Annotated in this window: 17 protein-coding genes; all 17 read right to left on the bottom strand. The window is 52.6% G+C overall.

Translation table 11 applies throughout. From position 1 onward, the window contains the following. Positions 1 to 85: 85 nt before the first annotated feature. The 17 genes from L2Y54_RS08590 to L2Y54_RS08670 all read right to left on the bottom strand — a co-directional run bounded on the left by L2Y54_RS08590 (position 86) and on the right by L2Y54_RS08670 (position 17,209). Positions 86 to 2,041, bottom strand: coding sequence for an alpha-amylase family glycosyl hydrolase (locus tag L2Y54_RS08590; protein WP_236501421.1), 1,956 nt, complete (start codon positions 2,039 to 2,041; stop codon positions 86 to 88). Positions 2,042 to 2,047: 6 nt separating this feature from the next. Next, positions 2,048 to 2,962: a carbohydrate kinase family protein gene (locus tag L2Y54_RS08595; protein ID WP_236501422.1), complete on the bottom strand. Its 915-nt coding sequence runs from the start codon at positions 2,960 to 2,962 to the stop codon at positions 2,048 to 2,050. Between the two features lie 53 nt (positions 2,963 to 3,015). Next, positions 3,016 to 3,411: a type II toxin-antitoxin system VapC family toxin gene (locus L2Y54_RS08600; protein ID WP_236501423.1), complete on the bottom strand. Its 396-nt coding sequence runs from the start codon at positions 3,409 to 3,411 to the stop codon at positions 3,016 to 3,018. After that, positions 3,408 to 3,632, bottom strand: a complete 225-nt coding sequence (locus L2Y54_RS08605; protein WP_236501424.1) for a hypothetical protein — start codon at positions 3,630 to 3,632, stop codon at positions 3,408 to 3,410. The genes L2Y54_RS08600 and L2Y54_RS08605 overlap by 4 nt, the downstream gene beginning before the upstream one ends. Before the next feature lie 83 nt (positions 3,633 to 3,715). Beyond that, entirely contained in the window at positions 3,716 to 4,567 is an 852-nt protein-coding gene (locus L2Y54_RS08610) for an HAD-IIB family hydrolase (RefSeq protein ID WP_236501425.1), read from the bottom strand. Beyond that, positions 4,564 to 6,735 (bottom strand): HAD family hydrolase, encoded by a 2,172-nt coding sequence (locus L2Y54_RS08615; protein WP_236501426.1) that lies wholly within the window; start codon positions 6,733 to 6,735, stop codon positions 4,564 to 4,566. The genes L2Y54_RS08610 and L2Y54_RS08615 overlap by 4 nt, the downstream gene beginning before the upstream one ends. Before the next feature lie 4 nt (positions 6,736 to 6,739). Then, on the bottom strand, positions 6,740 to 8,134 hold the full coding sequence (locus L2Y54_RS08620) for a KamA family radical SAM protein (protein ID WP_236501427.1): 1,395 nt from the start codon (positions 8,132 to 8,134) through the stop codon (positions 6,740 to 6,742). Positions 8,135 to 8,355: 221 nt separating this feature from the next. Then, positions 8,356 to 9,708 (bottom strand): dicarboxylate/amino acid:cation symporter, encoded by a 1,353-nt coding sequence (locus L2Y54_RS08625; protein WP_236501428.1) that lies wholly within the window; start codon positions 9,706 to 9,708, stop codon positions 8,356 to 8,358. Between the two features lie 100 nt (positions 9,709 to 9,808). After that, a complete protein-coding gene (locus L2Y54_RS08630) occupies positions 9,809 to 11,512 on the bottom strand; it encodes a Na(+)/H(+) antiporter subunit D (protein WP_236501429.1) in 1,704 nt (567 codons plus the stop codon). Beyond that, positions 11,505 to 11,771 (bottom strand): hypothetical protein, encoded by a 267-nt coding sequence (locus tag L2Y54_RS08635; RefSeq protein ID WP_236501430.1) that lies wholly within the window; start codon positions 11,769 to 11,771, stop codon positions 11,505 to 11,507. The genes L2Y54_RS08630 and L2Y54_RS08635 overlap by 8 nt, the downstream gene beginning before the upstream one ends. Next, positions 11,771 to 13,246 carry a proton-conducting transporter transmembrane domain-containing protein gene (locus tag L2Y54_RS08640; RefSeq protein ID WP_236501431.1) on the bottom strand — a complete coding sequence of 492 codons (1,476 nt, stop codon included), beginning with the start codon at positions 13,244 to 13,246 and terminating at the stop codon, positions 11,771 to 11,773. Before L2Y54_RS08640 ends, L2Y54_RS08635 begins: the two co-directional genes overlap by 1 nt. Continuing rightward, complete coding sequence (locus tag L2Y54_RS08645) at positions 13,243 to 14,739, bottom strand: monovalent cation/H+ antiporter subunit D family protein (protein WP_236501432.1); 1,497 nt, start codon at positions 14,737 to 14,739, stop codon at positions 13,243 to 13,245. Before L2Y54_RS08645 ends, L2Y54_RS08640 begins: the two co-directional genes overlap by 4 nt. Beyond that, entirely contained in the window at positions 14,736 to 15,122 is a 387-nt protein-coding gene (locus tag L2Y54_RS08650; RefSeq protein ID WP_236501433.1) for a cation:proton antiporter subunit C, read from the bottom strand. Before L2Y54_RS08650 ends, L2Y54_RS08645 begins: the two co-directional genes overlap by 4 nt. Then, positions 15,119 to 16,090, bottom strand: coding sequence for a DUF4040 domain-containing protein (locus L2Y54_RS08655; protein WP_236502010.1), 972 nt, complete (start codon positions 16,088 to 16,090; stop codon positions 15,119 to 15,121). Before L2Y54_RS08655 ends, L2Y54_RS08650 begins: the two co-directional genes overlap by 4 nt. Positions 16,091 to 16,110: 20 nt before the next feature. After that, a complete protein-coding gene (gene mnhG / locus L2Y54_RS08660) occupies positions 16,111 to 16,452 on the bottom strand; it encodes a monovalent cation/H(+) antiporter subunit G (protein WP_236501434.1) in 342 nt (113 codons plus the stop codon). Beyond that, complete coding sequence (locus L2Y54_RS08665) at positions 16,452 to 16,727, bottom strand: MrpF/PhaF family protein (protein ID WP_236501435.1); 276 nt, start codon at positions 16,725 to 16,727, stop codon at positions 16,452 to 16,454. The genes mnhG and L2Y54_RS08665 overlap by 1 nt, the downstream gene beginning before the upstream one ends. Further along, the gene (locus tag L2Y54_RS08670; RefSeq protein WP_236501436.1) at positions 16,724 to 17,209 is read right to left on the bottom strand and encodes a Na+/H+ antiporter subunit E; all 486 of its coding nucleotides are present in this window, start codon (positions 17,207 to 17,209) and stop codon (positions 16,724 to 16,726) included. Before L2Y54_RS08670 ends, L2Y54_RS08665 begins: the two co-directional genes overlap by 4 nt. Between the last annotated feature and the right edge of the window lie 147 nt (positions 17,210 to 17,356).

The following is a 17,356-nucleotide window of genomic DNA, read 5'->3' on the forward strand; positions in this document are numbered from 1 at the left end:
TGAGTAAAGCAGTTAAATTGGCAAACTGCAAATTTTTTGGATGTGCCTAAGCAGGTGATTGGATGTATTCCGTTGGTTGATTTGCTTACAAATCCGTTAACCAATAAAACTGCAAGGGCGGAATCACCAACTCTTCCTTGAACATGGTAGGGCGTTCCCCCGAATATAAATCACGCACACTGGCATGACGGAAAAACGCCTTGCGCCCCAAATCCTCCAGATTCAGGTGTTGCGGATTGGCATCAAAATTTGCCACCACCAGCACTTTGTTCATCGGTTGGTGAATGTCGAAACGTGCAAACACAAACAAGTGTGGGTTGCCCACATCCAACAATTCGCGGTTATTAAAATCGGCAAATGCCGGAACTTCCTTGCGAATAGCGATGAGTTTTTTCAAGGCATTGAACAGACGAAATTCCAGCGTGCCGGGGGTATTGCGTAAATCGGCTTTATTCCAGTCGATACGCGGGCGGTGCGCCCAGCGGCTATCATTGGCTTTGGCGGGGTCATCCAGATAGGTGGTGTCGTTAAGTGTGCCGATTTCATCACCGTAATACAGCAATGGAATCCCACCGAACGCTAAAATCATGCCATGCAATAGCACAATGGTTTTGAGCGCGGCTTCCAAGGCTTTGGGGTCATCAGTTTGCAATGCCGTTCCCAGCCCTACCAAGGAAGCCAGTGACCCGGCAATGCGGGTATCGCCGGTTTTATCGTTATAGCCAAATGGCAAGCCCCGCGCAGGCGACCCGGCATAACGCCCGGTGAAATAGTCGATCAGAAATTGACGGTGAGCATAGGGTTCATAATCCACCGCACGGATGTCATTATCATCAAACCCCAGCCCAATATCGTCGTGGCAACGCACATAATTCAGCCAAGTGGCACGTTCCAGTTTATCCGGCAAACTTTTAATGCCTTGGGTGAGTAACTTGGCATTTTTGGTGGCGACCGCATCCCACAATAACGCCATGAAGGTGGCGTTATAAGCAATTTCGCATTCCTTGGCATTAATCGCATCCTCGCCGAAATACTTGATGATTTCTACCGGCGCAACAATCGCCTCGGCAATGAACAGCACACCGGGGGCGGTCACTTGGCAGCAATCCTTGAACAGTTGCAACAACAAATGGGCTTCGCGCTCATTCTGACAAATGCTCCCAATTTTTTTCCACAGAAACGCCACCGCATCCAGCCGCAGAATATCCACGCCGTGATTCGCCCAATACAAAATAATGTCGAGCATTTCAATGAAAACGGCGGGGTTGCTGTAATTCAAATCCCATTGGTAGCTGTTGAAGACTGTCATTACCCACTTGCCCATGTCTTCATCCCAGGTGAAGTTTCCGGGGGAGTTTTCCGGGAAAACTTCCGGCATGGTGCGCTCAAACATATCCGGCACTTCGCGGTTATCGAATATGTAGTAGTAATCCTGATGCAAAGGGCAGCTTGCTTTGGCTTGCTTTGCCCATTCGTGTTCGTTGGATGTGTGGTTTAATACCACATCGAGTGTCAACAAGATGCCGCGTTTGCGTAACTCGTCTGCCAGTGTTTGCAAATCAGCCAATGTGCCAAAGCGGCTATCAATCTGACGGAAATCACTGATCGCATAGCCGCCGTCACTTGCCCCGCGTGGGCATTGCATCATGGGCATTAAATGCACCATGTTGACCCCCAATTCCTGAAAGTAATGCACCCGTTCCGTCAAATCGGGAAGGTTTTGGGCGAAGCCATCGGCATAAAGTGCCATGCCGACCCATTGTTGGCTTAAAAACCAGTTATGGTCTTTTTCACGTTCCAGATCGGATTCGCGCAGGTGGTTGGGGCGCAAGACGTATTGCCGCGCCATCGTTTCCACCAAGCACTGCATCTGGGCGCGGTAATCGTCGCGTTTGCCATACAACACGGTAAACAACGAGTGTATCGCGTAAAAATTTGCCCCCAGGCGGGTATAAAAATGCCGCAAGCCTTCGCCTTTAATGCTGGGGTCAAGCTCAATCAGAATGTCATTGAGCAGGGAATGGGAGACTTGTTCGTACATGGGATCTCAGAATGTCAATTGCCATGCGTCAATAAACGGCTGGTAAAACGCCATCGAACGGGTTGTTGCCCCACGCAAACCCACCACCGCACTGGCAAATTGTTGGGCGCGTTGCACAGTTTGCGCCATTCCCCAGCCGTTTAACAAGCCCAACAGCACCACGCTGCTGACGGCATCGCCCGCACCAACGGTATCCACAATGTGGGTGGTGTGTTCCGGTGCAACGTGCCAGCGTTCCCCACTGGCGGCGATTGCCATTGCCCCCGCCGCTCCTTGGGTGAGAATCAGGTATTGCAATGCTGAATCAGCAAACAACTGCTGGATTTGTGCTTCGGTGTCGGCGGCTTGCGGGATGAGGGTTGCCAATTCATCGGCATTGAGTTTGAGGTACGTGGCATGGCGTAACAGCGGCGCAATGCTTGGGGCATCCCACCAGGGCGCACGCAGATTAATGTCAATAAAACGCGGTAATTCAGGCTGTTGTGACAGATGTTCCCAAGTTGTGCGAGAAACTGGCTGCCGCAAGGCTAAACTGCCGTGATACAGCAGGGCATTGGCGGGTAACGCGGGTAAATGTTCTTGGCGAATAAAATCCCATGCACTGTCTGGCACAATTTCATACTGCGGTTCACCGTCGTGAAACTGCACATCCACCACACCAGTAGGGTGATGCGGGTCAAGTTGCAACCCGCTTTGATCCATGCCCCATGCCTGCATCGCGGCTTGCAATTGTTCACCCAAGGCATCCTTACCGACACAGGACAGCAACAGCGGTTGTTGCCCGAAAGCCTGTAAATGCCAAGCCACATTAAACGGTGCGCCACCGAGAACAGATGTGCCATCCGGGAAGCGATCAAACAGCACTTCCCCGAAAATCAACGGGCGTAAGCGGGGGGCGGATATTGTTGAGTTTGCTGTCATGGGGATAACTCCAATTGGGAGGTTAATGAGAAGCAAATTTCTTCGTAGGCTATTTACGCTGTTGGTTTTGATTTTACCGCGATAGAAACCGTTTCTACGCCTAATCGTTTGAAGTCATCGCTATTGTTAGTGGCAACGCTCATCCCATTCACCAAAGCGGTCGCTGCAATGATTGCGTCAGGTGTCTTGGTTTTGAATTGCTGACGCAGCAAGGTGGTTTTTTCTGCGATTTCATCACTTAAGCCCAAGACTCTGGCTTTACTGATAAAGGTTTTGGCTTTTTCGTACAGTTCGGCATCCGTAGCAAAGCGACTCCAGCCCAGAAACTCAATCTTGGTGATGATGGAAATATTGAAGCTGGTTGCTAACAGTGTGTGAATCCCTTCATCGTCCGTCATGCCGTTGAAGTAATAAATAATGATATTGGTATCAAGCAAAGATGGCATCATTGCCACCCTTCGCGCATATCTGCCAGATAAGCATCCACTTCCTGCCGGGAACTGTGGGCAACCCCGAAAAACTGGCGAGGGTTGAACGGTTGGGGATCTGGCGGGGATTGCAAGGCAATGCCGTCTTCTTTTGCCAATTGTTCCAGCAATAATTGTACGAGTCGGAATTTATCGGCATGGGGCAGGGAAATCACACTGGGTAGTATTTCTGCGATTGACATAACACGGTTTCCTGTTGGTGAGTCCTCAAGAGTTGCTCTCAGTATAGCGGTCTGGTAGTAGCACATCCATATTAAACGGTGAGTCACCGAAACTCCAATGGGGCAAGAATCTCAGGGTGGTAATGCGCAATGCCTTCCAGAATACCGGCGGCGTAATGCCCGTTCATGCCTGCCCAGCCACCTTGCGCGAGATAAAGGGCATCGACAACACCGCTCAAACGGCTCATTTGCAGGGCTTCGCGCTTCAATTCCGCGCTGGCATTGTTGACCAGCACCGCCGGAATCGGGCTGACCAGCACCGGCAAATCATTGCCACTGTCACCGGAAAACACCGTTTGTTGCAGGCTGAAACCTTGTTGTGCCATCAGAAATTCAATCGCGTGACGCTTGCTGGCACGGGCGGGCAAGATGTCGAGCAAACCGATATTGGCAGGCTCATCAATGCTCCAGATTAAACTGGCACGAATACCGTGTGTGGACAAGCGCATTTGCACCTCATCAATGACCCGCTGGTGGTTAAGCGCAAGGTCGAGGTAATAGCTCAGTTTGTAGGTGTTTTGCTTGCTGGCTTCCTGCAAGTGCAACAGGGGGAAATCCTGCAATAACGCTGCCAGTGCTGCACGGCTATGCCCGTTCCAGTCGGGGGCAATGTGGTTTGCCCATGCGTCCCACGCTTGCCAGTCCCATTGGTCACAGGTGTAGATAGTTGCGCCCACATCCCCCAGCACAAAGTCGGGTAAGGGCAGGTCGTAGGTGTGAATGGCATCACGCACCAGTGATTGATCCCGCCCGCTGACATACGCCAAGGTAATATTGGGCAATGCCGCCAGTTGCCGGAAATAGCGCCGCGCGCGTGGCGATTCTGGCTCTGCACCATTGGGGATCAGGGTGCGGTCAAGGTCAGTGCAAATCAGTAAGGGTTGCTTGGGTGTCATGCGCTGACCTCACAACTTTGGAAAAACTGGTAATGCTCAATCGCTTCCAAAATGCCATCAGCATAGGGGCGAGTGGCAAAAAAGATATTTACCCCTTCTTGCACCAGTTCGGACAATTCCTCATGGTGACGGTTAGCCACCACTACTGCCAGCGTATTGCCGCGCAACATATCGGCATCTGCGCCTGAACCACCCGCCGCGAGAATGCGTTCCAGCGGAATATCACGTTGATCGGCAACCCAGCGCAATGCCAGCCCTTTGGAAGCGCGTACTGGAATAATATCCAGAAATTGCCCAAACGATTGCACGACATTGACGGCTTGCCCTTCTTGATGCAACAGGCTGTTAAGCTGCTGAAGATCGGGGGCAATTTCTGGGTTAATAAAATAGCTGATTTTGAAGCGGCTTTGATCGCGCTTGGCTTGTGGTTCCAGCCCCGGTAGCCCATCCAGCACCCGGCGGATAATGCGCGGATTCCACAAGTGATCAATATGGCGTTCCCACGCGGTATCGGGGAAGAGATTCGGCGCGTAATAAATTTCTGTGCCTAAACTGGTGATCAGCACATCCGGCAAGGGAATGCGGTGGCGTTTCATGAGCTGGATCGCCGCATCCAGCCGCCGCCCGGTGGCAATGCCAAACAACACACAGCGGCGATTGTCTTGCAAAGCCGTGAGGAAGGGCGCGAGTGCTTCCGGCTTGCCCAACAGGTTTTGGTCGAGGTCAGAAAACAGGGCGCGGTCATGGTGCAATTGCTTGCGGCGTTTGAGGGTTACAGGAGGAGGTGTTTCGGCAGCGGCAGTTGCTTCGGTACGTGCCATCAGGGGGCGCAATTCCGCCAAGTATTTTTCCACATGCGCTTGCCAAGAATAATGGTGGCGTACACCCTGTAAACCCTGTTGCGCTAACGTTTCCCACGCTTGTTGGTCGCTGGTTAATACTTGCAACAATTTGGCAGCCATATCGGCACGATCCAGCGGGTTAATCAGATAGCCGTTGCGGCAGTTGCCAATAATATCCGTGGGGCCGCCGTCATCGGTTGCCACAATCGGTAAACCACTGGCAGCGGCTTCGATCAGGGTTAGCCCGAACGGTTCGGTGAGCGCAGGGTTGATGAATACGCCTTTGCTGGCAGCCGCCAGCCGGTACAAATCCGGCACATCGTGGGCTTGGTGATGTTTAGGGTAGGCGACTTTGCCATACAAATCGTATTGGTCAACCGTGAGTAAAATGTCGCTGAGAACTTCCTGCGCTCCGCTGTCAAGATCGCGGATGTCATCACGATTGCCTGCCACAATTACCAGATTCGCCAATTGCTGAAGTTCGGGGGATTCGCCGTAGGCACTCACCAATTCCACAATATTCTTGCGCGGGTCAGGGCGTGACAGTGCCAGAATCATGGGTTTGTCTGGCTGCGTCAGGAAACGTGCCAGTTCAGCCTGCATCGGGCTTGCGGGTGAGTCGGTTTGCGGCGGGTAAAATTGCTGTAAGTCTGTTCCCGGCGGAATCACCCGCATGTGTTCGGGGCGGTAATGGTCATACAGGGCGTATTGTTCCTGTACTTCCTGTTGGGTGCTGGTGATGACCCGTTCGGCAACACCGAGGGTGGTTTCTTCGGCTTCAATGCGGCGGGTAATGTGGTAACGGGTTTCGAGGGCTTCTTTGCTGTGACCGGCGGCGAGTAACTGACGGCGTTTGCTGCGCCCCAAGGAATGCCCGGTATGCACCAGCGGAATGCCGAGTAAACTGGTAAGGCGTACCCCGACATAACCGGCATCGGCGTAATGGCTGTGGAGGATGTCGGGCAAACGCGCTTGCTGTTTAAGGTATTCCAGTGTGGAATCGGCAAAGCTGTCGAGCGAATCCCAGAGTTGTTCTTTGGGAATATAGCCCGCTTCGCCGCAGTCAATGCGCACGATTTGGACATTATCACTGAGTGTTTCGCGAGGTTGAGCATAATCGGCACTCACTGCCGGGTCATCAACGCGGCGGGTGAGCAGGTCAACCCTGCCCACCTGCGCATTCGCACCCAAAGCACGCGCCAGCTCCACCAGGTATTTGGTTTGTCCGCCGGTATCCGCATCGCGCCCTAATTCGAGGTTATGCCCGCGAATCAGACCGTGAATACTCAACAGGACAATATACGGTTGATGGTCATCTGGGGTCATGGGTTCAGCACTCCCCTTCCAGCTCGGTGAGAATTTCCTGACGGTGCGCAATCATGTCGGCGTATTCTGCCTCGTAGAAAAACTGCTTTGCACCAAACGCTGGTTTAAGGTGATTCAGCCAAGTCGCCTGTTCATCGTACTTGGCAAAAAATGGCTTTTGCACCCACTGGGGATTGCGTCCTTGAATAAACCGTAGCACGAATACTTTTTCACCGCGAATTTCCGCTACCCCTTGAATCTCGATTTTACCGGGGCTGGCACTCATGGAAGGGCCTCGCGCCGTACGCGCTAAACCAGAGACTCGTCGCATTGCGGTGCGGTAAATTTCCCATGCCTTGGCAAGCGGCACTTCAAAGTAATGCTGTGCGCCGGTATCACGTTCCACAAACATGTAGTACGGCACAATGCCCAAACGCACTTGTTCACGCCACATTTTCGCCCAAACTTCAGCATCAGCATTGATGTGATTGAGTACAGGGCCTTGGCTGCGGATGACCACGCCGGTATCCCGCAGACGGCGAATGGCTTCACGTGCGATTGGGGTATCCAGTTCACGCCAGTGGTTGTAATGCGCCATGATCGCGACATGCTTGCCCGCTTTGACCAAGGATTCCAGTAAACGCAATAAATCATCCGCATCCGGGTCGGTGACAAAACGTTGAGGCCAGAAACTTAATGACTTGGTGCCAATGCGCACGGTTTGCACATGTGCCAGTTCCGGCTTGAGCAGGCCGCGCAAATACGGCTCAAAATTGGCAGTTTTCATCACCATCGGGTCGCCACCCGTGAACAGAATGTCGGACACTTGGGTGTGGTGTTTGAGGTAACGCAACAGTTCATCGGATTCCTTGCTGGCAAAGCGCAAATCTTTGTCGCCCACAAATTGCGGCCAGCGGAAACAGAAAGTGCAATACGAATGGCAGACTTGCCCTTGGCTGGGGAAAAACAGCACGGTTTCGCGGTATTTATGCTGCAAGCCCTGCACACGTTCGCGATGGAAAATCGGAACATTCAGCTCCATTTGTCCGGCAGGGTGGGGGTTGAGTTTGGTGCGCACCATTTCGACTGCTTGCGCCAATTGTTCGGCGGGGGCTTGGCGTTTCATTAAATCGGCAATCAGGCTGAAATCGTCCTCTGCCAGCATTTCCCGTTGCGGGAACAGTAGGCGGAACATTGGATCATCGGGAATATTTCCCCAGTCGATTAGGTTTTCCAACACGTAATCATTGACGCGGAACGGTAATACATTAGCAATTACCTGCATATCGAAACGCATGTCAGCGGGTAATGCCTGCACTTGTGGGATACGTTCTAGATGCCGAGCAGCATACACCTTGAACGGTTTTTGATGGTCAGAAGCCAATAATTGATTGGCAGTCATTTTAATAGGTTGTGTCATAACAACTCTCCTCTGCGTGATGCCCGTTGATGAATGGGCACTTGAAAGCAAACAGATACAGGTTGTGAGCCAGTATCCGGCGAAAGACACGCACTTATGAGGGAGTAAGCTCAGTGCGTGCCGAAGGAACGGGGGTAGGATATTAATGCACGAAAAGAGTGCATTAATTGATAGTGATTGATGTTACCACATTGAATGGTGTTATGCAGGGTGTAAATTATTCAATTCTTGCGGGCGTGTGTGTTTGCTACCATTTCCGCCAACTCGCGTTCCACTGCTTCGTCCAGCACAATGTCACCCTTGGTAACGCCCGCCATTGGGTCGTTGTAAACGCTGGTGTCTAACTTGCCTTCGCTTTTCGCCACAATCACCGATACGGCTGCGTCACCGGACACATTCACAGCGGTGCGAATCATATCCAGCAAGCGATCAACGCCCAGAATCAAGCCGATACCTTCCACCGGCAAGCCGACTTGCACAAACACCATTGACAGCATAATCAGCCCCACACCCGGCACACCGGCAGTGCCAATCGAAGCCAATACCGCCATGGCAATCACCAACATGTAATCGCTGGTGCTCAGGTCAACACCGTAGACATGCGCAATAAACACGGTTGCCACGCCTTGCATTATCGCCGTGCCATCCATATTGATGGTTGCGCCAAACGGCACGGTGAACGAAGCAACAGAGTTGTTGACTCCCAAGCGTTCGGTGACAGTACGCAAGGTGACAGGAATGGTGGCGTTGGAACTGGCAGTGCTAAAAGCGAAGACCTGCACATTGCGCATCTTGCTGATAAAGCGCAGCGGGCTAAGTCCCGTGAGTACTTTCAACAGCAGCATCATCGTGCCGAACAGGTGGAACATCAGTGCGGCGACCAACACCAGCACATAACCAATAAGGACGCTGAGTAATTCAAAACCCAGTTCCGCCATTGCTTTGGCAATCAGTGCGAACACGGCGTAGGGGGCGGCTGCCATCACAATGCTGACCATTTTCATCATGACTTCGTTGGCGAGTTCCGCGCCTTCAATCAGTGGTTTGGCTTTTTTGCCGACCATCAGAATGCTGATCCCGGCGAGAATCGCGAAGAAAATCACCTGCAACATTTCGCCATTCGCCATTGCATTAATCGGGTTGGTGGGGACGATATTGGTGAATACGTCCAGCAGCGGCGGAGCATCTTTGCCGGTGAAAGCAGCATCCGTACTGGCTTGCATCCCTTGCCCGATGCCTGCGGTCAGCGCGAAAATAACGGCAGTGGCGACGGCTATCGCGGTGGTGAATAAATACAAACCGAAGGATTTCGCCCCGACGCGCCCCAAGGTGCTGAGGTTGCCAATGCCGCAAACGCCGCAAATCAGCGAGAACAATACCAGCGGTACAACCAGCATTTTCAGCGCATTGATGAACAAGGTGCCGACGGCTTTGAATAAACCATTGACGATGTATTCATTCACAAAACTGCCAGCGGCATTTAACCCGCTGACATTGAGGAGTAAGCCGACGGCAATGCCAAGTAACATGGCAATGACGACTTGGGCGGTGAGTGATGGTTTGGTTTTGGGCATTCGTGCATCCTCGCTGATGGTGTAGAGTCTTGGAGGTTAGCACATAGTGGTATTTCGATTTATCCGTAATGTTTCCGGCAAGGTTGGAAATGCTACCTAGCTACACGTAATACAACACCAGCGAAGCCACCAACATCACCGCTACCCACAACACCATCGCGCCACTTGGCCATGTCCGTGCCAAAATTCCCTGTGGCCCGTGATGGCGGTGCAAACGCTGGATGAATCCCGTCACCCCGCCCCGTACCTGCATTTCCAGCCGGTCAAACACCTTGCCGGTTTTGACGCTGAATTCATCGCCCACCACTTTGGAAAAACGGCGGTAGAACCAGTCAAAATCCAGGCTAATGGTCAAAGTACGCTTCATCATCGGTAGCAACACAAAGAACGCAAACCCGGCAAACAACAGCAACTGGAATTGCGTTACCAGATGGTCAACGGTATACGGCTGATAATCTACCGCATAGGGCAGAATGCTATACAACGCTTGCGGATACACCCCAATTGCAATGCACAGGAACGAAAACAACCACATTGCCCAACGCATATTCGCTGCCGGATCAGGTGGGCGCATTCCCGAATCTTTCTGGAAAAACACAAACCAAGGGAATTTGATCCCCGCGTGCAGGAATACCCCCGCTGATGCCGCCAGCAACATAAACCACACGAACACCAGCCCCTCGTAAGCGGCTGCTGAGGTTTCCAGCGATTTGGTTACAAACCCGGAAGTAAATGGGAACGCCGAAATCGCCAATGCGCCAACAATGCCATTGATCGCCGTCACCGGCATACTCTGGAACAAGCCGCCCAACTCAGTACACTTGCGCTTGCTGGTCATGAGCAACACACTGCCAGCCGACATGAGCAGCAACGCTTTGTAAATAATGTGGGCGAAAGCGTGTGCCGCCGCGCCATTCAACGCCATTTCCGAGCCAATCCCAATGGCTGTCACCATGAAACCGACCTGATTGACAATGCTATACGCCAAAATGCGGCGCATATCGTTTTCCAAGAGTGCGTAAATAATCCCGTAGAACACCATGTACAACCCGATGTAAATCAGGATTTCGGTACCGGCGAAGCCCACCAGCAGCACGAATACTGCCGTTTTGGTGGTAAATGCCGACAGGAATACCATGCCGCTGGGGCTGGCTTCCGGGTAAGCATCCGCAATCCACGCCGACAACGGCGGCGCACCGGCATTCACCAAAAAACCTGCCAAAATCAGCCAAGTGGCGACGCTATCCGCCTGCATCGCGGTAAATGCGGTCGAACCGGTTTCAAACACATACGCCACAATCCCGCTCATTAGCACCACGCCGCCCAACAGATGCACCAGCAAGTAACGGATACTTGCCTTATACGCCTTGGGATTAGCTGCCGTGTTTGCCCACAGCACCATCGTGGAACCCAGTGCCATCATTTCCCAGAAAATGAACAGCGTGATTAAATCGCCCGCAAACGTCACCCCAATTGCCGAACCAGCATATGCAAACGCCGCACTCAATTCGGTCAAGGTAGCCGTTTTCAGCGCGTACAAACCACCCGCAAACGCCATAATCGAAAATATCGTGGCAAACAGTCTGCCCTCGGCGGTCGAATTCACCGGCTGCAAGCTGTAATCCAGAAACGCAATCTGCACGTGATTGCCATCAGGAATCAGCCACACCAACGCCAGCGTCAGCAAGGGCAGGGTCAGCACCAAGGCAGCGCGTAACTTGCCTTCCACCAAGGGCAGCAAAAACGCGCCAATGATTAACACCAGCCCCGGTGGTAACAGAATTGAGCCAAGCATTTCAGTCATCGTAATAGGTATCCTTGCGCTTGAGGAAAATGCCCAGCAATTTCGCCCCGACTACCATTGCGGTACAAGTCAAAAAGCCATACCACGCGAAAAAGCCCCAAGTGGCATCAATGCCAATGCCTTGCTGCTCGAAGTGGGGGTGATGATGCACAAAAAATTCCGGCAATACCGCCAGCACCAGAATCGCTATCTGGATTCCCCATAAGGTTGGCAGGTTTTTCTTGCGATACAGCCAATGTTTATTGGATTCGTTATCCATTAACGCACCTCCACGCCAATCTGTTGCGCCAGAGCCAGCGGTATATCAGGGAACAAAAACAGCAAAAAGGTCAACGCAGCAGTAATGCACAGTGCCAGCACTGCCGGGAACGGGGCTTCGCCATGATCCTTACCACCCGGTTGTTCCTCTTTGAAAAATGCCGCAAAAATAATGGGCAGAAAATACGCCGCATTCAGCAAGGTCGACACCACAATTGCGCCCAATGCCAGCCATTGTTCGGTCTGGAACGCGCCCATTACGATATACCACTTGGAAATAAAGCCCACCGCAGGCGGCACACCAATCATCGACAATGCGCCGAGGGTAAACGCTGCCATTGTCCAGGGCATTCGTTTGCCGATGCCGTCGAGTTGTCCAACTTCGGTTTTTTTGCTGGCGGTATAAATGGCACCCGCCGCAAAGAACAAGGTAATTTTGCCGACCGCGTGCGCCACAATGTGCAACGCCGCCCCGACGATGGAAATAGGGGCAAGGATAGCCGTTGCCAATACCACGTAACCGAGTTGCCCGATGGTGGAATATGCCAGCCGCCGCTTGAGATTATCCTGACGCAAGGCAATTAATGAGGCGAGCACCACGGTAAATGCTGCGACGTACAGCAACCATTCCACATTCGGCAAGGTTTGCAGCGTATCCAGCCCGAATATGTACATGACGATTTTCACCACGCTGAATACCCCGGCTTTCACCACTGCTACCGCGTGCAGCAAGGCACTGACTGGCGTGGGTGCTACCATCGCCGCAGGCAACCAACGGTGAATCGGCATGAGTGCTGCCTTACCAATCCCGAACATAAACAGGAACAGCAACACCAGCAGCAAGCCGCCTTCCAGCTTACCGGACAGGATGCCGCCGGGGACAAAATCCAATGTGCCGCTGACTTGCCATGTCCAAATAATCGCAGGCAATAGCAAGCCTATCGAGGTGGTAATCAAAATGCCCAGATACACCCGCCCGGCTTGCATGGCTTTTTCCGTGCCTTTATGTGCTACCAGCGGGAAGGTCGAAAGCGTCAATACTTCGTAGAAAATGAACAGCGTCAGCAAGTTACCCGCAAACGCAATCCCCAACGCGGCGGTAATTGCCACTGCAAAGAAGAAGTAAAAGCGTGTCTGGTGTTTTTCCTGGTTGCCACGCATATAGCCGATGGAATACAGCGAGTTGATCGGCCACAAAAACGCTGCCACCGCCGCAAATAACATTCCTAAGGGTTCGAGTTTGAACGCAAGGCTCAAGCCCGGCAACACTTCCAGCAAGGTCACGCTAGGGCGTTGCCCCGCTAACACTGCCGGAATCAAACTGAATACCACCAGCAATACCGCGATGGCGGTGGTCAAGGTCACGCCTTCGCGCACATTCGGGAAACGCCCGCTTAACAGAATCCCCACCCCACCCAACAGGGGCAGGATGAGAGCCAACAGCATGAGTTGTTCGGATGACAGCCCCAACATCATGGCGCACCTCCCAACAAGCTAGTGGCAGCGGCTTGGGCAATGCCAACCGTCAAATCGGTTTGCACCCCGAAATACACATTGGCAAGCACCAGCAACCACGTCGGAATCAGCATCCCCAACGGGGCTTCTTTGACCGGCTTGGCATCAGCGGGGCGTTCCTTGAAATATGCTGCTTCCACCACGCGCCAGATGTAAATCACTGCCAATAGCGAAGCCACCAGAATCGCCACGGTCAACGGCCACCAGCCGCGTTCCAGCGTCGCCAGAATCAAATACCATTTGGAAATGAAACCCACCGTCAGTGGCACGCCAATCAGGCTCAAACCACCTGCCACAAATGCCGCCATTGTCCACGGCATTTGCTTACCCAACCCTGCCATGCTGTCAACGGTGGCAACCCCGACCCGCAGGCAGATTGCCCCCAACGCCATGAACAACGCGCCTTTCATCAGGGCGTGATTAAACAAATGCAGCAAGGTCGCGGTCAAGCCGGTGACATTTACCAGCGCAATCCCCAACAGGATATACCCCAGTTGCGCTACCGACGAATACGCCAACATGCGTTTCACATCTTGCTGGAAAATTGCCACGACCGAGGCAAACACCATCGCCGTGACTGCCAGCGGCAGGAACAGGTATTGCACCTGCATCGCCTCAAACACAAACGCTACGCCGAAAATCGTCAGCAGGAAACGCAGCAGTACATACACCGCGACCTTGGTAGCCGTTGCCGCGAGGAATGCCGAAGCCACTGACGGCGCATACGCATACGCATTCGGCAACCACAAATGCAGCGGGAACATTGCCATTTTCAAACCTATCCCCACCACGATGAACGCCAATGCCGCTTGCATGGTGCGCGACGATTGTACGTCCACTAAACGTGCTGCCAAATCCGCCATATTCAGCGTGCCGGTCAGCATGTACAGCAAGCCAATGCCAATGAGGATAAAGGTTGCGCCGATTGTCCCCATAATCAGGTATTGGAATGCTGCTGTCAGTGCCCGCCGGTCTTTCCCCAAACTAATCAGGGTGTAACTGGATAGGGATGAAATTTCCAGCAAGACAAACACATTAAAGGCATCGCCGGTAATGGTCATGCCCAGCAAGCCCGCCAAACACAATAGCATTGCGGTGAAAAACAGCGTCTGTTGTTTGGCTGGAATTTCTTTTTGCACACTGTGCCAAGCATACGGAAACACCACAGCGGCAATCCCGCTGACAATCAGCAGCACAAAGGCATTAAGGCGATCCACGTTATAGGCAATGCCCCACGGCGGTTCCCAGTTACCGATATTGTATTGCAACAGCGTACCGTCACTGACTTGCAGCAACAGCAATACCGCCATTGCAAAGGTCAGCCAACTGACCAAGGTGGCAAACAGCCAAGCCAGCCGAGGTTTTATCAAGAGATAACAGAGGGGGGCTGCCAGCATCGGCACGACCACTTGTAACACCGGCAGATGCGGGTAAAACGCGAAGGTTTCCATCATGCGTCAGCATCCTTTGCGAGGATTTCATCTTCCTCGATCGTGCCGTAAGCCTCCTTAATGCGGATAACCAAGGCTAAGCCCAATGCGGTGGTGGCAATGCCGACCACAATCGCGGTTAAGATCAACACATGCGGCAAGGGGTTGGAATACACCACCGGATTAGCGGCTTGTTCGGCGGTTTGGGTCACGACAATCGGCGCAGTACCGCCAATGATTTTGCCCATCGAAATATAGAGGATAAAAACAGCGGTCTGGAAAATATTCAGCCCGACGATTTTCTTGATCAGATTGTCACTGGCGATGACCGCATAAAAGCCGGTCATCATCAGGAAAATTACCACCCAATAATTGTAATGCCCCAAAAACTGGTCAAACAGATTCATGTCTGGTTATCCTCCTGTGCTGCATTGTCTGCGTTACCGCGTCCGCCGAAAGCAAAAAAAAGCAGCATCATCACCGCCGCAACCGTCAAGCCAACCCCGAATTCAATGATAATAATGCCCATGTGTTGCCCGTGTACCGGGTCATGCGCCAATACGTTGTAATCGAGGAATTTGCCGCCTTTCAGTAACGCCACCACGCCAACCCCGCCATAAATCAGCACGCCCAACGCCGCCAGCGGGCGCAGTAACCAAGGGGGAGCCAAGGCACGGGCAGATTCCATCCCGAATGCCAGCCCGTAAAGGATAACACCCGCTGCAAAAATCACCCCCGCCTGAAAGCCACCACCGGGGCCATATTCACCGTGGAATTGCACATACAGCGCGAATAGCAGCACAAATGGAATGAGCGGTTTAACCGCCACCTGCAAAATCGGGCGCGGCGGTTTGCAGCCGGTATCCTGCGGCGGGCTAAACACGTATTTCCGCCCCACACCGAGTAATGCCAGCACGCCCACCAATGCGGTGAAAACTACTGTCACTTCCCCCATCGTGTCGTAGCCGCGATAGCTTGCCAGCACCGATGTCACCATATTGGGAAGGCCGACCTCCTTGGGCGATTCCTCGATGAAACGCGGCGCAACGTGTTGATGGATGGGGTCATCTGGGCTACCAAACGGCGGCATATCCCACGTTCCCCACACCAGCATTGCGCCTGTTACCGTCACCACCAACAGCGGCAATAACGGGTTGTGTTTTGAACGCTGTTTGCGTTGCCGAGTAATTGCCAGCGTCGATAACATGAGGATGGTGGAAACGCCCGCCCCTACGGCAGCTTCGGTGAATGCTACATCCACCGCATCCAACGCCACAAAGATGCTGGCAGATAAGAGGCTGAAAATGCCGAACAGCATAATAATCGCGAACAAACTGTGCAGGCGCACTACCGTTACCGCCGTGATAGCTAACATTGCCAGCAAGGCTATATCAATTAGGAATTCGATGACTCAGCCCTCCCGGTTGTCGCTTGCTTGCCCAATAGCGGTTGTAAATTGCCCAAATGTGCCGAACGTACCAGCGCATGGCTCGCTACCGGGCCGGTGTACCACAATAACAGCAGGACTAAACCGAGCTTTACCGAAATCAGGGTGAAACCTGCCTGTAATACCAAGCCCGCAATAATGCATAAAGCACTTAAGGTATCGGTCACGCTTGCCGCGTGTACCCGTGTATAAAAATCCGGGAAGCGGTATAAACCCAGTACACCACTGAAACCAAGGAAGACACCGCCCATTAATAAAACCCAGCTCAGGGCATTAATTAACACATCCATTAATGTTCATCCTCCACATTACCACCGTGCGTGGTTTGCACAAAACGCAACACCGCAATTAAACCCACGAAATTGATCAGGGCGTAAACCAAAGCAATATCCATAAAGTCGGGTCTACCAGTCAGGAAACCGTACACAGCAATGAGTAACACCGTTTTAGTGCCGAACATATTGACTGCCAGAATCCGGTCATACACCGTGCGGCTCATAATTGCGAACAATAAGGCAAGAATCATCACCACCAGAATGGCAATGGCTGCGGCGGCAAACATCATGCGGTTTTCCCCTCCAAAGCAGTGACACGGCGATCCATTTCACCTTGCTCAAGGTCACGGATGCTGTCGGAATGCAGGGCGTGTACCAATACCTTGTCACCATCCACTCGCACCGCAATCGTGCCGGGGGTCAGGGTAATGGAATTGGCGTAAATGGTGCGCCCAACGCGGCTTTGCTGGCTCATGGGTAAGACGCTTTGCGCCGGGTCAATCGGATAACGGCTGGGTAGCCAAATGCGTTTAAGGACATCGGCATTGGATTTGACCACTTCCCATACTAGCCAAGGCCAGTAACGCGGCAAATTAGCCAACACCCGCATGAAAGAATGGAAGGGGTAATGCTTTTCGATACGCCAGCTCAGCCAAGCCACTAAGGCAGTTGAAACTACGCCCAATCCCAGTAGTAAGGAGTTATCCCAAAAGCCGGACATTAATAGCCAGAAGATAGAGAGAGCGATGGAAAGTAACACAATGTATGGCATTCGACTATCCCTTGGCTTCGGTTACTGCACTTGCGTAAAACCCTACTTTTTATCACAAGTATACCGGTTAGGGTAGAACCCTCTGGGAATAGTTTGGCTTATTACCGTTGATTAACCATAAAAAAAGGCTCCCGAAGGAGCCTTTCT

It is taken from the genome of Thiothrix winogradskyi (assembly GCF_021650935.1).
Lineage (GTDB): Bacteria > Pseudomonadota > Gammaproteobacteria > Thiotrichales > Thiotrichaceae > Thiothrix > Thiothrix winogradskyi.

What these genes read in the sequence shown, in the direction of transcription:
- L2Y54_RS08590 (WP_236501421.1), bottom strand. Translation starts at nt 2,041, where the DNA reads ATGTACGAACAAGTCTCCCATTCCCTGCTCAATGACATTCTGATTGAG.
- L2Y54_RS08595 (WP_236501422.1), bottom strand. Translation starts at nt 2,962, where the DNA reads ATGACAGCAAACTCAACAATATCCGCCCCCCGCTTACGCCCGTTGATT.
- L2Y54_RS08600 (WP_236501423.1), bottom strand. Translation starts at nt 3,411, where the DNA reads ATGATGCCATCTTTGCTTGATACCAATATCATTATTTATTACTTCAAC.
- L2Y54_RS08605 (WP_236501424.1), bottom strand. Translation starts at nt 3,632, where the DNA reads ATGTCAATCGCAGAAATACTACCCAGTGTGATTTCCCTGCCCCATGCC.
- L2Y54_RS08610 (WP_236501425.1), bottom strand. Translation starts at nt 4,567, where the DNA reads ATGACACCCAAGCAACCCTTACTGATTTGCACTGACCTTGACCGCACC.
- L2Y54_RS08615 (WP_236501426.1), bottom strand. Translation starts at nt 6,735, where the DNA reads ATGACCCCAGATGACCATCAACCGTATATTGTCCTGTTGAGTATTCAC.
- L2Y54_RS08620 (WP_236501427.1), bottom strand. Translation starts at nt 8,134, where the DNA reads ATGACACAACCTATTAAAATGACTGCCAATCAATTATTGGCTTCTGAC.
- L2Y54_RS08625 (WP_236501428.1), bottom strand. Translation starts at nt 9,708, where the DNA reads ATGCCCAAAACCAAACCATCACTCACCGCCCAAGTCGTCATTGCCATG.
- L2Y54_RS08630 (WP_236501429.1), bottom strand. Translation starts at nt 11,512, where the DNA reads ATGACTGAAATGCTTGGCTCAATTCTGTTACCACCGGGGCTGGTGTTA.
- L2Y54_RS08635 (WP_236501430.1), bottom strand. Translation starts at nt 11,771, where the DNA reads ATGGATAACGAATCCAATAAACATTGGCTGTATCGCAAGAAAAACCTG.
- L2Y54_RS08640 (WP_236501431.1), bottom strand. Translation starts at nt 13,246, where the DNA reads ATGATGTTGGGGCTGTCATCCGAACAACTCATGCTGTTGGCTCTCATC.
- L2Y54_RS08645 (WP_236501432.1), bottom strand. Translation starts at nt 14,739, where the DNA reads ATGATGGAAACCTTCGCGTTTTACCCGCATCTGCCGGTGTTACAAGTG.
- L2Y54_RS08650 (WP_236501433.1), bottom strand. Translation starts at nt 15,122, where the DNA reads ATGAATCTGTTTGACCAGTTTTTGGGGCATTACAATTATTGGGTGGTA.
- L2Y54_RS08655 (WP_236502010.1), bottom strand. Translation starts at nt 16,090, where the DNA reads ATGTTAGCTATCACGGCGGTAACGGTAGTGCGCCTGCACAGTTTGTTC.
- mnhG (WP_236501434.1), bottom strand. Translation starts at nt 16,452, where the DNA reads ATGGATGTGTTAATTAATGCCCTGAGCTGGGTTTTATTAATGGGCGGT.
- L2Y54_RS08665 (WP_236501435.1), bottom strand. Translation starts at nt 16,727, where the DNA reads ATGATGTTTGCCGCCGCAGCCATTGCCATTCTGGTGGTGATGATTCTT.
- L2Y54_RS08670 (WP_236501436.1), bottom strand. Translation starts at nt 17,209, where the DNA reads ATGCCATACATTGTGTTACTTTCCATCGCTCTCTCTATCTTCTGGCTA.